We start from the raw sequence: 15,626 nt of genomic DNA on the forward strand, positions 1-15,626 counted from the left end.
CATACTTATAATATGGGATTATTGGTAAATACTTTGAAAAATGATCCATATATCTTTAACTTACACGAACGTTTTTAACTAAGTACCAAAGCATAGATTGCATCATGAAAATATCCGCTATAGACATACGCAAGCACACTTTTGAAAAGATTTTCAGAGGTTACGACCCGGACGAAGTAGATGCATTTCTTAATTCGTTGTCGCAGGAATGGGAGCGTTTTTCTAGCGAAAATAGCTTATTGAAAATGCAGCTTAGAGTATGCTGAAAAGGAACTTAGCAAACTAAAAGACATCGAATCTACGCTTTTCAGGACGTTGAAGGCGGCTGAGGACACCAGCAAGCTGATTGAGAAAGAGGCCAATGAAAATGCTGAAAAAAGGATCGAAGAATCACGGACAACGGCCAATGATCTGGTTAGTGAAGCCGAGAACAGAACGAACCAGATCATCCGCGAAACTGAGGATAGATTAAAACGATTCAAGGAAGATTTCGCTGCCGAAGTGAAGCTGCAAGAGCGCGATTTCCGTGCAATTGAGAATTTTAGAGACAATCTGATCGTGCAACTTTCGTCATTGGCTAACAATACGATTGAGACGGTCGAGCGTTTTGAGCAGAAATATGATAAGGAGTCGGTTTTGAATAAAATGGAGGAGATCAAGCAGCATATCGCTGAAATTGAAATCCCTAAAAAGCCATTGCTTCAATCGGAGGTCCGGGTTACTTTGGAAGAGGAAAAACCAGAAGAGCCGGTGCTGGCAGAAGTTGTGTTGCAGGATGACAAGCCCGAAGTTTTGTTCGAGGTTGTAAGCCAGGAAGATGAGGTTGAGATTGTGGATGAGGAAGAAGATTTCCTTCCGGAAGAAACATTTGTAGAAGAGGAGCCGGTTGAAATTGTTGAAGAACTTGAAATCATTGAGCCGGAAGCGGAACTCGAACCTGAGCCAGTGGTTGAGGAAGTTGAGTACAGCACAAGAGAAGAGGTGAAAAGCAGTGCGGCAGAAGAGGCAGCAATAGCGTTGGCAGAACTCAAAAGAACAGAGCGCGCAAGAGAAAATGCGCCGAGAGAAAATGCGCCAAGGGAAAATGCACCAGCTGTTAACAGACCGCGCGTTCCGGAAAATCAGCCTAAGAAAACAGGCGGAGGTTCATTCTTTGACCAAATCTAAAATACATTGGGAACAATCAGTCTCGAAGGCCTTGAATTCTTCGCATATCACGGATATTATCCTGAGGAGCAGCGAATTGGCAATAAATACGCATTAGACATTATCATCACAGCCGATTTTATAAAAGCTGCACAAGAAGATAAATTAAGCGAAACAGTGAATTATGAAACGATTTACCAGATCGTTTCGAAAGTAATGATGGAGCCAGCCAAGTTATTGGAACACATTGGCTTCACGGTTATAGAAAGAATCCGGGAACATTATCCCGTTGTTGCAAACATTACAGTGAAAGTCTCCAAATTCAACCCGCCGGTAGGAGGGGTTTGTACGCGGGCGATGATCACGATGGAAGGATAAAAAAATGTCCGCCTGATTTCGTAAAGAACTTAGGCGGGCATTTTTTTTATTTATTCAATATATCAATCAGAAACTTCCTGAACGGCTCGGCGAACTCCTTTCGCTTTAATGCAAATTCAACCGTCGTTTTCAAATAATCCAGTTTATCGCCGATATCGTGACGCTTTCCTTCAATGCGGTGTGCATAGATGTTTTCGCGTTTCAAAAGCAGGAGCATGGAGTCGGTAAGCTGAATTTCGTTGTTTTTGCCTTTTGGGGTTTGCTCAATGGTGTTGAAAATTTCCGGCGTCAGAATGTATCTTCCGGCGATCGCCAAATTCGAAGGAGCTACATCAATGGCTGGCTTCTCCACAAGCGTGCTCAGTTCCATGATTGTATCACTAAGTGATGTCCCGCCAACAATTCCATAACGATTCACTTTGTTAGGATCCACTTCTTCAACGGCAATAACCGAACCGCCATATTGTTCGTAAGTGTCCATCAATTGCTGCGTAACCGGAATCACCGAGTCCATAATGGTGTCACCTAGCAAAACTGCAAATGGTTCATTGCCAACGTGATGTCTTGCATAATAGATTGCATCGCCCAGTCCGTTTGCTTCTTTTTGCCTTACAAAATGCACATTGGCCATATCTGCCAAACGGCGCATTTCATTAAACCACATTAGATCTTCTTTTTCTTCCAAACGGCTTTCCAGCTCAACATTGCGGTCAAAATGGTCCTCAATAGCACGCTTGCCTTTCCCGGAAATGATAAGAATATCTTCAATTCCCGAATCAACCGCTTCCTGAACCACATATTGGATCGTAGGAATGTCGATAATTGGAAGCATTTCTTTGGGCATCGATTTGGTTGCGGGCAGGAAGCGGGTTCCAAGTCCGGCAGCGGGAATTACAGCTTTACGAATCATAAGTTGGCTTTCGGCCGTCAGCTTTCGGCTTTCGGCGTCTTTTGGTTGTAATAATAAATATATCTTTTTTAAAATTCTTGAATGCTGCTGGCTGATAACGGACTGCCCTAAACCACAAATGGCTTGATGACGCGCGCATTATGTTTTTTTAGCTGCACAAAAAGCTGGTTAAGCATGTCATCGTCGTGATAAATGCCGATGATCGTCCCGCCTGATCCTGCAAACTTCGCAGAAGCGCCACATTGTCTTGCAGCATTGATGAGCTTCTTGTTTGATTCGGGCACATTATAAATTTTACAGCGCAGATCGAAATTCTCATTCATGAGCTGATGCAGATCGTGCGAACGGCCTTCCATCAACGCCTCACGGCCATCTTCGGCTTTTTTGGCAATTTGCCCGAGTACGTCGATCACATCCTGTTCGCCCCGGTCAAAGCGCGTTCTTACATCGCTGTGCACCTTTCCAGAAACCTTGCTGAGGTTGGTATTATAAGCGACGTAAAGTTTAGGCAAAAGCGCAGGATTGATGCGCTCATATTTACCATAACCCTGATTATTAATCAAATCTTTGTCAAAATCCATGTAAACACAGCCTTCATAACACTGGATCACACGATCCTGCAAGCCGGCAGTAATCCCAAGCTCCTCGGTTTCTGTGACCATTACGAGCTGCGGAAGGATTTGAAGCGGAATTTCAACCTTGTAAAATTGCATTAAGGCCCTGAAAAGCGCCACGACAATCGCACTGGACCCAGACATGCCCACTTGCCGTGGAATAGACGATCGGTAACGAACCGTAAAGTTGCGGTTAGGCAATCTGATTCCTTGTTCTTCGCAATAGTCGCCGAATTTCTTGATGCCAGCCTTAATCAGCGGAATGCCACCATTGTAGCCCAACATACTAACGGTGTCGCGCAAGTGAAAAATGCTGCGAAACGTGCTTTCATCCTGCGGTTCCGACTCAATATGGAGTTCCGGGGATTCGTAAAGGGAAATGGAAGCACCGAAGTTTCTCACAGAAATGGAGATCGTCTTGCCATAAAAACCATCGGAAGGATTGCCTAATAACCCGGCGCGGGCATAAGCACGTGTTTCAATTATCAAGGTTGAATTCTTTTTTAGCCAAAAGTAATAACTTAATGACGATAGAATGCCTTTTTGCCCTGATAAGGAATCATTTATTCACCAGATTCGATTGGGCACAAAAAAAGGCGGGATATAAAATATCCGCGCCCGATTTAGAGTAGGTTTACTATATATATTATTGCTTCACAACCTGAATGTTCGCGATCAGCTTCACATCATCGCCTACAACCACACCGCCAGCCTCAGTAACCGCGCTCCATTCCAGTCCAAATTCTTTACGATTGATCTTGCCTGTGATCTCAAAACCAGACTTATTATTTCCGTAAAAGTCGGTCATGTTACCACCATATTCAACGGCAAATTCGATTGGCTTGGTAACACTTTTCACAGAAAGATCCCCTTTCAATGTATAGCTTTCGCCACCTTTTTTTACCAATGTTCCTTTAATGGTCAATTTTGGATGTGTCGCTGCGTCAAAGAAATCACCTGATTTCAAATGTTCGTCACGTTGCGCCTGATTTGTATCAATGCTAGCAACGTCAGCAGAAAAATCAACTGTTGCTCCGTCAAAATCTTCGGTTTCAGTTGTAACTGAACCTTCGAATGCTTTGAATGCGCCTGTTACAGTTGAGATAACAAGGTGTTTTACTTTGAATTGAACTTCGGAATGTGTTGGGTCGATCACCCAGGTTGTTGCAGTTGCCATATCTTTTAGTATTTAATGTTTCGACATTTAATGTATATACACGTAAATTTAGGAATTAGTTTCCGACACATAAAAAAAATCCCGATAAATATTTTACCGGGATCTCACTACAATGCTACCAACGCCTCATTTGGGCATTTCAAAAATCTTTTCGTCAATTTTTGGATTTACTTCCAATGATGTGATTTTCAAAACCATCGTCGTTCCCGGCATAGCAGAAGTCGAAACCTCAGACGTGAACGGATAAGTTAGGCCATCCACCTGACGAAAATCAGATTGTGCATTTTCAGATTTAACTTCCTGGCCATTCAATGTTGTTTGAACGATCATTTTCAAAATGTAAAAAGTGTCTTTTGAAATGTAGTTAACGCGCTTGGTGCCATTTTCCAAAGCCATTGTCACCTTGTAAACTTTCGCACCGGCAAGATCTTCTTCACCGTCCAGCGTTAATTTGTAACCCTTCTGCTTGTAATTATAAAGGCCGGTCAAATCCGTTTCGGTGGACATGGCCTGCACGGCTTCTTCGGGCAATGCCGTCGCCGTCGTCTGGCCGGTCATTGGATTAATCACCCAACCTGTTTTTCCATTAATTGCCTGCACAACGGTTACACCTTGCACGGTCGTCTCGCTGCGAAATCCTTTGTTCTGCACAATGGTGGTTGTTATCGGCACTTTCATGCTCATGACGTCCATATCGGCAACGATTTTGAGACCTTGCAATTTAGACAGCTTATCAGCGCCGCCCATTGCTTTAATGTGCTTGTCAATGATCTCATCCAGATTTTGTGCGGACGCAATGTTTCCGGATATGAAAAGGCAAACGATTATGAATGGTTTTAGAAAAATAGATCGTCTCATGAAAATGGTTAGCTGTTTTAATTGGAACTCTGGAACGGAAGTGATATTGTAAGTTGGGATAATATTGGCACAAAAAAAACGAGTGGAAGAATTACCATCCACTCGTTTTATATCAAATTTTGAAACCGTTCTTAGTTCTTCAAAGCTTCCGCTCCGCCGACGATTTCAAGGATCTCAGTTGTAATCGCAGCCTGACGCGTACGGTTGTAAATCAATTTCAGTTCTTTCAAAAGCTCCTGAGCATTTTCAGTTGCCTTATCCATTGCTGTCATCCTTGCGCCTTGTTCTGATGCATTGGATTCCAAAACAGAACGGTAAAGCTGGATCTTCAACGATTTAGGGATCAACTCTGCAAGAATTTCTTCCTCAGTCGGTTCAAAAATGTAGTTAACCTCAGCCGTTTTTGTTCTTGTTGTTTTGTCTTCCGTTGCGATCGGCAAGAAGCGGTCCGTATGAATGATCTGCGTGGCAACGTTTTTAAATTCGTTGTAAATCAGATCAACTGCATCATAACGACCTTCTGAGAATGCGGTCATGATTTCTTCTGCAGCTTGTTTAACAGCAACGAAGTTCAATCTTCCGAAAAGGTCCATGTAAGTTTTATTGACTACAAAACCTCTTTTCGCAAGCGACTTCAGCACCTTTCTTTCCTATTGCAAAGATCTCAACGTTTCCTCTCGCAGCTTGTGCAGCATATTTTTGCTCAATCAGCGCGAGAGTTGCTTTCACAATGTTCGTATTGAAAGCACCGCACAGTCCACGGTCCGAAGTAACAACGACAAGCAAAACCTTTTCAATCGGGCGAACCGTTTTCAATGGGCTGTCAACCGCACTTTCTGCACCTGAGGACACAGTTGTAAGCATATCACCAAGTTTCTGCGCATAAGGTCTCATTTGCATGATATTGTCCTGAGCGCGGCGCAACTTTGCAGCTGCAACCATTTTCATGGCTTTGGTGATCTGCTGTGTGGAATTAACGGATACGATCCGGTTACGGACTTCTTTTAAGCTCGCCATAAGTGATTAACGATATTTTACAGCCACTTCACGCGCAACTTTCTCAACCACGTCTGTAACGCTGTTGTCCAGTTTTCCAGCACGCAATGCCAATAAAGTGTCTTTGTGCTGAACGCTCAAAACGTTAAGGAAATCCTTTTCAAATTCCTTCACTTTATTCACGTCAACCAAATCCAGCAAACCTTTTGTAGAAGCGTAAACCGTTGCCACTTGTTGTTCAACAGGAACCGGTGCGTATTGAGGTTGTTTCAAAACTTCCTGGTTACGGCGACCTCTGTCAATGGCAAGTTTAGTAGCCGCATCAAGATCAGAACCGAATTTTGCAAACGCTTCCAATTCACGGAATTGTGCCTGATCCAGTTTCAATGTTCCTGAAACCTTCTTCATCGACTTGATCTGAGCATTACCACCCACACGGGATACCGAAATACCCACGTTGATTGCAGGACGGATACCAGAGTTAAATAAGTTAGACTCAAGGAAGATCTGTCCGTCGGTAATCGAAATTACGTTTGTAGGAATATATGCTGAAACGTCTCCCGCTTGTGTTTCAATAATCGGAAGCGCTGTCAACGAACCACCACCTTTTACCACACCTTTCAATGAAGGAGGAAGGTCATTCATGTTTCTTGCAATTGTATCATCCGCGATGATCTTCGCTGCACGCTCCAAAAGGCGGCTATGCAGATAAAATACGTCACCCGGATAAGCTTCACGACCCGGAGGGCGGCGAAGAAGCAGGGAAACTTCACGATATGAAACCGCTTGCTTCGAAAGGTCATCATAGATAACCAAAGCAGGGCGGCCTGTATCTCTAAAAAATTCTCCGATCGCTGCACCTGTAAATGGCGCGTAGAATTGCATTGGAGAAGGATCTGATGCACCGGCAGCAACGATAACTGTGTAATCCATTGCTCCATAGCGGCGAAGTGTTGCTTCAATCCCTTTGATGGTTGATGCTTTTTGTCCGCATGCTACGTAGATACAGAATACAGGTTCGCCTTTGTCGAAATATTCTTTTTGATTGATAATCGTATCAATAGCAACTGCCGTCTTACCAGTCTGGCGGTCACCAATGATCAATTCCCGCTGGCCACGGCCGATGGGGATCATTGCGTCGATTGCTTTGATACCAGTCTGAAAGGGTTCCGTTACAGGCTGACGGAAAATAACCCCGGGAGCTTTACGCTCAAGTGGCAGTTCGTAAAGTTCGCCTGTCAAAGGACCATTTCCGTCGATTGGTTCAGCGAGTGTATTTACAACGCGGCCTATAATTCCGTCTCCAACCTTTACAGAAGCGATCTCTTTGGTTCAGCTTCACGGTGGCTCCTTCCTTGATGTCGCTAAAATCACCCAGCAACACGGCTCCGACGTTGTCTTCCTCGAGGTTAAGCGCGAGGGCTTTAAGGCCGTTCTCGAAAACAAGCAGCTCACCTGCCTGCACCTGGGAAAGGCCATAAATGCGGGCAACACCGTCGCCAACCTGAAGGACTGTTCCTACTTCTTCGAGTTCTGCTTCTGATCTAGCTCCTGCAAGTTGTTCGCGCAGGATGGCCGAAACTTCATCCGGTCTAACAGATACCATAGTATAATTGACTTATTAAAAGTATAGTAGTAAGTTTTTGAAAACTGCCGCAAAGGTAGCGTTTTATTCTGGTATAAAAAGAATGTTTTGGTTAAAAAGTGTTGCCAAAAATTAGATTTTTCCAAGGTTTTCGCGCTTGCTACTCTGCGATTTGCGAAAATACTGTTTATCATTCATAATGAACATTTTTAAAACTTTTTTAGGTACTATTTGTGTTTTTGTTGTAATTGAGTTCGTTAATAACACTTACAATTCCATTCTAATATTTATTGACCATCCTTTCAGCCTAATGTACAAATTAGAAAAAACCATTTTAGCAGCCTTCGTTTTAGCATTTTTGGTAACCACAGGAAGCACAGCACAGACTATCAAGAAAACAACAAAACCGGCAACCGCAGTGAAGAAAGCGCCGGCCGCACCAGTAAAAGCAGCAGCAACCCCCGCCGTACTCAAAAATCAGATGGATTCTTTATCGGCTGCGATCGGTGTAAGTTTCTCAAATTCATTAAGTTCACAAGGAATTACAGACATTAATACAGAAATTTTAACGAAAACAATCAATGCTTCGTTGAAAGGCGGAAAGACAGCATTTACGCCGGAAGACGCGAATAAATTTATAGGAGAATATTTTCAAAAAATAAGTGAAGAAAAAGGAGCGGTGTTCAGAGTGGAAGGTGAAAAGTTTTTAGAAGAAAATAAGAAAAAAGAAGGCGTTGTAACAACTGAAAGCGGACTTCAATATCAGATAATTAAAACCGGCGACGGCCCTAAACCGCTTGCTACAGACAAAGTTAAAACACACTATCACGGCACATTAACCAATGGAACAGTTTTTGACAGCTCGGTCGACAGAGGCGAGCCAGTTGAGTTTCCGGTTAACGGTGTGATCAAAGGGTGGACAGAAGCGTTACAGCTTATGCCTGTTGGTTCAAAGTGGAAATTATTCATCCCTTACCAGCTTGCATACGGAGAGCGTGCAGCAGGCCCTCAGATTCCCGCTTATTCAGCATTGGTATTTGAGGTTGAATTATTAGAGATTGTTAAATAGCAAACATTCAACAATGAAAAAGTACTTAATCACGCTTATTCCGGTAGTATTACTGGGCTGGCAGCGAGGGCCCGTTCAGGAGAAGGCAGCGTCGTTACCGGCTGCGGAGGTGTCAATGGATGAGGATATCAAGCCTATTCCTGCTCAGTTTAAAGCGGAGGAGCTGACAACCCGGATTCTTTCCAGTTATCATTACAGAAAGACCAGGCTTAGCGACTCACTGTCAGCAGCGATATTCGATAAGTACATTGATGGAATAGATCATGGCAAACTATATTATCTGGCCAGTGATTTAAAGGATTTCGAACAATACAAAAACTCGTTCGACGACTATCTTCAAAAGAGAGAACTGGATGTTCCTTTCGCGATGTATAATGTTTTCAGAAAGCGTTATAAGGAGCGGAGTGAATACATTCAGGGTCTGTTGAAAGAGGCTAAGCCATTTGATTTCACGGCCGATGAGTCTATGAATACGGACCGTGACAAAGCAACGTGGGCGAAAAGCACGGACGAGCTGAACGACACTTGGCGGAAATATCTGAAAAGCGAAGCGTTGGATTTGAAACTGTCTGGTAAAGCGGATACTGCGGTGGTAACAATGTTGAAAGACCGTTACAAAAACCGTGATCGCGCATTGGGCCGCATTCGTACAGAACAGGTTTTCCAAATGTTTATGAATGCATATGCCGAGTCGATGGACCCGCACACAAGCTACATGGCGCCTACTTCTGCGGATCGTTTCAAACAGGAGATGAGCCAGTCGTTGGAAGGAATTGGAGCATTGCTTCGTGAGGAAGATAATTATATCAAAATCGTTGAAGTAATCCCTGGCGGACCAGCATTCAAAGGAAAACAGCTTAAAAAAGAAGATAAGATCATTGCGGTTGCACAAGGTGACGAAGGCAAAATGGTTGACATCGTTGGCTGGTTTGTGGATGATGCTGTGAAGCTGATCAAAGGCCCAAAGTCAACCGTTGTTCGTTTGCAAGTAATTTCCGCTGACGCACTTCCCGGCACGCCTGCGAAGGAATACAGATTGGTACGTGAGAAAATCAAGCTGGAAGAGCAACGTGCTAAGAGTGAGATCGTTTCTGTTAATAATGCCAACAAAGAATATAAGATTGGTGTAATTGACATTCCACTTTTCTATCGTGACTTTGAAGGTGCGCAGCATAAAGAAAAAGAATTCTCAAGCACAACGCGCGATGTTCAAAAGCTGATCACTGAATTGCAGGGATCTAATGTAGATGGGATTGTGATTGACCTGAGAAATAATGGCGGCGGTTCTTTGACAGAAGCGGTTTCGTTAACAGGCTTATTTATCAATAGAGGGCCGGTTGTTCAGGTTAAGGAAGGTCAGGGCGAGGTTGAAGTGCAGTCGGATAATGATCCAACCATTGCATATGACGGCCCGATGGCAGTTATGGTGAACCGTTTCAGTGCATCAGCATCTGAGATTTTCGCAGCAGCGATTCAGGATTACAAGCGTGGGATTATCGTCGGTGAGCAAACTTATGGAAAAGGAACCGTTCAAACATTGATAGACCTGAACCAATGGGTGCCAAAAGAAACAGATCAGTTGGGACAAGTGAAACTAACTGTTGCTAAATTCTACAGAATAAACGGAAGCAGCACGCAGTTGAAAGGCGTAATGCCTGATTTGGAATTGCCAACCGCATTTAAAGTAAATGAATACGGTGAAGGTTCTCAGCCAAGCGCATTGCCTTGGGATCAGATCGCTTCTTCCAAATACGAGCCGACCAACAACATTAATCCAAAAGTGGTTGATCAGTTGAAAGGCAAATACAATCAGCGTTTGAAAACCGATGAAGAATTGAAAACGTTGGTAAAAACTTTGGATGAATTCAAAGAAGCGCGTGAGAACAAAGTGGTTTCGTTGCAAGAGTCTAAACGCAAAGTTGAGCGTGAAGAAGCGGAAAAGAAAAGAGCCGCAATGAAGCAACTTGGCGAGGATAATGCAGACGGTGACGAAGAGGAGGAAGACGGTAAAGCTGTTGAAGCTCCAAAAGAGGTTAAGAAAAAGAAAGACATTTACCTGACCGAAACCAGCCGTATGCTTGCCGATTTGATCGTTATTTCAAAAGAGCCAAGCCTAGCAGGAACTAAGAAAAAATAACTAAGCATTATAAAAGCAAAAAGCACGGATCTCAGATTCGTGCTTTTTTGCTTTTAGGCTAACCCGTTTTTGAAACTCATTCCCAGCCGCCACCCAGCGCCCGATACAATGCGATAAGCGCCAGATGCTGATCTTTTTGAACTTCTGTAAGTGAAAGTTCAGCTTCCAGAACAGTCCTTTGCGCAGTGATAACTTCAAGATAAGAAGCATAACCTGTTACGAAAAGATCTTTTGAAGTCGTAACGGCTTGCTGCAACACATTCACTTCTTCCTTTTTCAAATCATTCATGCGCTTGTTGTTTTCGAGCTTTTTGAGACTTGTGCTCACTTCCTGAAAGCCCGTCAAAACGGCTTTATTATAGGAATACAATGCTTCCAAACTCGCCGCCTGCGCCCGTCTTTGTCCTGCTTTCAATCCCTTTCTGTTAATAAGCGGTGCAGCTAGCCCGCCCATTGCGCTATATGCGATCGAACCCGGATTGAACAGCAAATTGCTTTTAAATGAATTGAAACCTAGAAATGCAGTAATGTTCAATGATGGCAGAAATGCAAGCTGTGCGGCTTGCTGCTCCGAATAACTCGCCAGCAACTCAAACTGTGCTTGCTGAATGTCCGGACGTCTTCGAAGCATGTTCGCTGGAATGCCTGTCGCAGCAGTTTCGGGAATGTCTTGTTCCAAGATGTTTCCACGAACAATTTGTTGCGGAAAGCGCCCCAGCAAAAGATTGATCCGGTTTTCAACTTCAACAATGTCCTGCTGGATTTTCACTTCCAAACTTTTCGTATTAAGCAGCTGCGCGCTAAATTGCTGCACGCCAAGCTCATTTGCCCTTCCGCCTTCCTTCTGAATTTTGATCGTTTCAACTGCTGACTGCTGCAATGCAATGTTTTTCCTGATAATGGCCATTTCCGTGTCAAGCGCAAGCAACTCGTAATAGGAGCTTGCAATTTCCGCGATGAGGCCCGTTGTGATGGCTTGCCTTGCTTTTTCACTGGCCAGGAAACGGTTATAAGCAGCCTTTTTCTGCGTTTTGAGCTTGCCCCAAATGTCAATTTCCCACGAACTCCTTAATCCTGTAAAATAGTCTGGCAAAAACGGTGCTGGCAATCTGCGGTCCGCATCAATGTTCTCTGAAAAATTCGTATCATAATTTCCCACGCCGTCCATGGTGTAATCACCAAACTTGCGGCCGCCACCTGAAACCTCGGCAGACACGGATGGGAGCAGAGCGCCCTGCGCGATCATGATATTGGAGCGAACCATTTCAATGCGCTGCGCTGCAATTTTCAGATCAGGATTGTTCAGGAGTGCTGTGTCAATGAGCGCGGTCAGGTTCGGATCTTTGAAGAATGATCTCCATTGAATCGCTGCAATGCCCGTTGAGTCGGTTTGTCCGGAGAAAGTTGCAGGCGTGCGGATGCGGGATGCCTGCTCAACGGGCTGCGTAAGTTTGCAGCCCGCTAAGCTGAGCAAGATCCCCATCAAGAGGAGGTTACAATGTTTTTTTATCGTTTTCATTTTGATAATGTCAGTATGGAAGCAGCCGGTTCGAGCCGGCTGCTGAATAAGCTTTTTGATCATTCGAGAATGACTTCTTCGTGTTGGACAACCGGCTTGGTTTTCTTGGGCCTAACCATGCTGGCAAACAGGACATACAATCCGGGAATGATGATCACCCCGAAAAGTGTCCCTATCAGCATGCCGCCAGCCGCCGCCGTCCCGATTGAACGGTTTCCGATTGCGCCGGCACCCGAGGCCATAACAAGCGGAATAAGTCCCGCTACAAATGCGAGTGACGTCATCAGGATCGGACGAAGCCTTTCCACCGCGCCTTCCATGGCAGCCTCGACAACGGAGCGCCCTTCCTTTTGCCGGATAATCGCGTATTCTACGATCAGGATTGCATTTTTACCCAATAACCCAATGAGCATTACCAGTGAAACCTGTGCATAAATGTTATTTTCCAATCCCAGAAGCTTCAAAGCAAGGAATGCACCGAAGATTCCGGTTGGCAAGGAAAGTAACACAGGCAGCGGAAGCAGGAAACTTTCATATTGCGCAGCTAAAAGCAGATAAACAAATATCAGACAGACTCCGAAAATGTAAATTGCCTGGTCTCCCGAAAGGATTTCTTCACGCGTCATACCCGACCATTCGTAAGTAAATCCGCGCGGAAGGCTCGTTGCCGCAACGCGTTCGACGGCCTTAATGGCGTCGCCGCTGCTGAATCCTGGCGCTGCGTCACCATTGATCATGGCTGAGGTGTACATGTTGTATCGCGTCAAAAGCTCTGGCCCATAAACGCGCTCCAAGCGAATGAATGTTGAGAACGGCACCATTTCGCCACGGTTGTTTTTAACATAAAGTTTTAAAATATCCTCGGGGCTTTTCCTGAAACTTGGATCGGCTTGCACCATGACTTTATACATTTGACCAAATCTGATAAAATTGGATGCGTACAAACTTCCGATCAGCGTCTGCAATGTGCTCATGGCAACGTCCACCGAAACGCCTTTTTTGGCAGCAATGTCCGGATCGACGTGGATCATGTATTGCGGAAAACTGGCGTCAAAACTGCTGAATGCATTCGCGATCTCAGGAGAATCGGCAAGATCCTTTACGAATTTATTGGTGATCTCTGCGGTTTTTTGAAGGTCGTCACTTCCTGAGCGGTCCTGCACACGAAGTTCAAAACCGCTGGAATTACCAAATCCGGGCACAGTCAGGCGGCGGGAAAAACTGGATATCCGCGTCCGTAATGTGCTTGGTTTTGGCTTCCATTTCGGCAATAATGTCGTGAACGGAAACAGTCCGCTGATCCCAGGGTTTCAAGTTGATCATTGCCATCCCATAAGAGGACCCGGCGGACTCTGTAAGCAGGCTGTAACCAGATAGGGAAGAAACGGATTCGACCGACTCCAGAGCTTTTCGCAACTTTTTGAATCTCATCCAAAACTGCCTCCGTCCGTTCAACCGTAGAAGCCACAGGCGTTGTAACATTGACATTAATTACACCCTGATCTTCTGTTGGAATAAAGCCTGTTGGCAGAACTGTGTTAATTCCGTAAGTGGCAACGCAGAATATGAGCAAAAGTCCTATTGTGACAACGCGTCTGCTGATGATTTTGGACAATAACCCTCTGTATTTGTTTGAAATGCCGTCATAACCTTTGTTAAAGCCTCTGAAAAATCTATCCAGCAGCGTATTTTTTGAGGGCTGTCCATGCGTGTTTTTTAACATTAATGCACAGAGTGCCGGAGTTAATGTCAATGCATTAATCCCTGAAATGACAATCGAAATCGCGAGGGTGATGGAAAACTGTCTGTAAAAAATCCCGACAGGGCCGGACATAAATGCAACAGGAACAAACACTGCGGACATGACCAAAGTGATCGCAATGATCGCGCCGCTCATTTCTTTCATGGATTCAATGGTTGCTTCACGGGCATCCAGATGCTTCTCAGCCATTTTTGCATGAACGGCCTCGACGACGACAATGGCATTATCGACGACAATCCCAATCGCAAGAACCAATGCAAACAATGTCAAAAGATTAATCGAAAAGCCGAAAAGCTGCATAAACGCGAATGTCCCGACCAAAGCCACAGGCACGGCAAGCGCCGGAATGAGTGTGGAACGGAAATCTTGCAAAAACAGGTAAACAATGATGATTACCAGGATAAATGCTTCTATCAAAGTGCGGACAACCTCGTGAATGGATGCATCCAGGAAGCGCGAAACGTCATAGGAAACGGAATAATCCATTCCGGGTGGAAATGTTGTTGCTTTCAGTTCAGCCACTTTTTTCTTGACATTCGCAATCACCTCCTGCGCATTGGAGCCGGGGCGCTGTTTCAGCATGATCGATGCGGACGGTTTTCCATTGGATTTGGAAGCCATATCATATTCCAGCGTTCCAAATTCTACATCAGCCACATCTTTCAATTTAAGCATTGAGCCGTCCGGATTGGAGCGCAGCACAATGTTCTCATATTGAGCCGGTTCGAACAACTTTCCTGTGTATTTCAACACATATTGCAGGACCTGCACTTCGCGTCCGGAGCTTACTCCGGTCTTTTCCAGGAGCCGCCACCACGTTTTGCTGACGAATCGCCGCCACAACTTCATCCGCTGACACATTGTAACTGTTCATGCGGTCGGGTTTCAGCCATACGCGCATGGAATAATCACGGCTTCCCATGATCACGGCACGTCCCACACCATCAATCCTTTTCAGCTCTTTGAGCAGGTTAATGTCTGCGAAATTGTAAACAAAGTCCTCAGCAACAGACGTATCCGAACTCATAATGTCCAGATACATGAGCATGCTGTTCACTTCTTTTTCTGTGGTGACACCGGCTTTGATCACTTCTTCCGGAAGTTCATCAATGACAGTCTGAACACGGTTCTGCACGTTTACTGCGGCAAGATCAGGGTCTACACCGACATTAAATGAGATCGTGATGGTTGTAACACCATCATTACCAGACACACTTGTCATATAAGTCATTCCGGGCACACCATTGATCGCTTTTTCAAGCGGCACGGCTACGGCGTCGACGCCCACCTCGGAATTGGCTCCCGTGTAAGTTGCGGTTACGACAACCGATGGCGGAACAATGTCGGGAAACTGTGAAACGGGCAGGTCGATAACGGCCAGAATCCCGAGTAAGGTTATGAAGATTGAGATGACCAGTGAAAGCACTGGCCGCTCTATAAATTTTTGAAACATGATTTTTAATTCAGGTAAGAAA

Annotated in this window: 10 protein-coding genes and 3 pseudogenes; 5 read left to right on the forward strand and 8 right to left on the reverse strand. The window is 44.8% G+C overall.

Annotated features, from left to right (window positions below; translation table 11 throughout):
• Positions 1-104 precede the first annotated feature (104 nt).
• The 3 genes from AC0IYG_RS11500 to folB are packed head-to-tail and all read left to right on the forward strand — an operon-like array spanning position 105 to position 1,524.
• Positions 105-266, forward strand: coding sequence for a DivIVA domain-containing protein (locus AC0IYG_RS11500; protein ID WP_471711215.1), 162 nt, complete (start codon positions 105-107; stop codon positions 264-266).
• Positions 267-291: 25 nt separating this feature from the next.
• Positions 292-1,167 (forward strand): DivIVA domain-containing protein, encoded by an 876-nt coding sequence (locus tag AC0IYG_RS11505; protein WP_471711362.1) that lies wholly within the window; start codon positions 292-294, stop codon positions 1,165-1,167.
• Positions 1,168-1,173: 6 nt separating this feature from the next.
• Entirely contained in the window at positions 1,174-1,524 is a 351-nt protein-coding gene (folB, locus tag AC0IYG_RS11510) for a dihydroneopterin aldolase (RefSeq protein WP_471711216.1), read from the forward strand.
• A 46-nt stretch (positions 1,525-1,570) separates the two neighbouring features.
• Here the strand turns inward: folB and galU are convergent, their stop codons facing one another.
• From galU to atpA, 6 genes and pseudogenes are all read right to left on the reverse strand, one after another.
• A complete protein-coding gene (galU, locus tag AC0IYG_RS11515; RefSeq protein WP_471711217.1) occupies positions 1,571-2,434 on the reverse strand; it encodes a UTP--glucose-1-phosphate uridylyltransferase GalU in 864 nt (287 codons plus the stop codon).
• 107 nt (positions 2,435-2,541) lie between these two features.
• The gene (locus tag AC0IYG_RS11520; RefSeq protein WP_471711218.1) at positions 2,542-3,537 is read right to left on the reverse strand and encodes a mevalonate kinase family protein; all 996 of its coding nucleotides are present in this window, start codon (positions 3,535-3,537) and stop codon (positions 2,542-2,544) included.
• A gap of 157 nt (positions 3,538-3,694) precedes the next feature.
• A complete protein-coding gene (locus AC0IYG_RS11525) occupies positions 3,695-4,225 on the reverse strand; it encodes a YceI family protein (protein WP_471711219.1) in 531 nt (176 codons plus the stop codon).
• Between the two features lie 126 nt (positions 4,226-4,351).
• Positions 4,352-5,083, reverse strand: coding sequence for an outer membrane lipoprotein-sorting protein (locus AC0IYG_RS11530; protein ID WP_471711220.1), 732 nt, complete (start codon positions 5,081-5,083; stop codon positions 4,352-4,354).
• Between the two features lie 131 nt (positions 5,084-5,214).
• A pseudogene (gene atpG / locus AC0IYG_RS11535) lies at positions 5,215-6,100 on the reverse strand (ATP synthase F1 subunit gamma).
• 6 nt (positions 6,101-6,106) lie between these two features.
• A pseudogene (gene atpA / locus AC0IYG_RS11540) lies at positions 6,107-7,685 on the reverse strand (F0F1 ATP synthase subunit alpha).
• A 289-nt stretch (positions 7,686-7,974) separates the two neighbouring features.
• On the opposite strand from atpA, the gene AC0IYG_RS11545 reads away from it, so the two are divergent.
• A complete protein-coding gene (locus AC0IYG_RS11545; protein ID WP_471711363.1) occupies positions 7,975-8,733 on the forward strand; it encodes an FKBP-type peptidyl-prolyl cis-trans isomerase in 759 nt (252 codons plus the stop codon).
• Positions 8,734-8,746: 13 nt separating this feature from the next.
• The gene (locus AC0IYG_RS11550; RefSeq protein WP_471711221.1) at positions 8,747-10,870 is read left to right on the forward strand and encodes a carboxy terminal-processing peptidase; all 2,124 of its coding nucleotides are present in this window, start codon (positions 8,747-8,749) and stop codon (positions 10,868-10,870) included.
• A 76-nt stretch (positions 10,871-10,946) separates the two neighbouring features.
• Here AC0IYG_RS11550 and AC0IYG_RS11555 read toward each other — a convergent pair whose 3' ends face one another.
• Positions 10,947-12,389, reverse strand: coding sequence for an efflux transporter outer membrane subunit (locus AC0IYG_RS11555; RefSeq protein WP_471711222.1), 1,443 nt, complete (start codon positions 12,387-12,389; stop codon positions 10,947-10,949).
• 59 nt (positions 12,390-12,448) lie between these two features.
• Positions 12,449-15,604: pseudogene (locus AC0IYG_RS11560) on the reverse strand (efflux RND transporter permease subunit).
• Between the last annotated feature and the right edge of the window lie 22 nt (positions 15,605-15,626).

Source organism: Dyadobacter sp. AC419 (assembly GCF_979253085.1).

What these genes read in the sequence shown, in the direction of transcription:
- AC0IYG_RS11500 (WP_471711215.1), top strand. Translation starts at nt 105, where the DNA reads ATGAAAATATCCGCTATAGACATACGCAAGCACACTTTTGAAAAGATT.
- galU (WP_471711217.1), bottom strand. Translation starts at nt 2,434, where the DNA reads ATGATTCGTAAAGCTGTAATTCCCGCTGCCGGACTTGGAACCCGCTTC.
- AC0IYG_RS11525 (WP_471711219.1), bottom strand. Translation starts at nt 4,225, where the DNA reads ATGGCAACTGCAACAACCTGGGTGATCGACCCAACACATTCCGAAGTT.
- AC0IYG_RS11530 (WP_471711220.1), bottom strand. Translation starts at nt 5,083, where the DNA reads ATGAGACGATCTATTTTTCTAAAACCATTCATAATCGTTTGCCTTTTC.
- AC0IYG_RS11545 (WP_471711363.1), top strand. Translation starts at nt 7,975, where the DNA reads ATGTACAAATTAGAAAAAACCATTTTAGCAGCCTTCGTTTTAGCATTT.
- AC0IYG_RS11550 (WP_471711221.1), top strand. Translation starts at nt 8,747, where the DNA reads ATGAAAAAGTACTTAATCACGCTTATTCCGGTAGTATTACTGGGCTGG.
- AC0IYG_RS11555 (WP_471711222.1), bottom strand. Translation starts at nt 12,389, where the DNA reads ATGAAAACGATAAAAAAACATTGTAACCTCCTCTTGATGGGGATCTTG.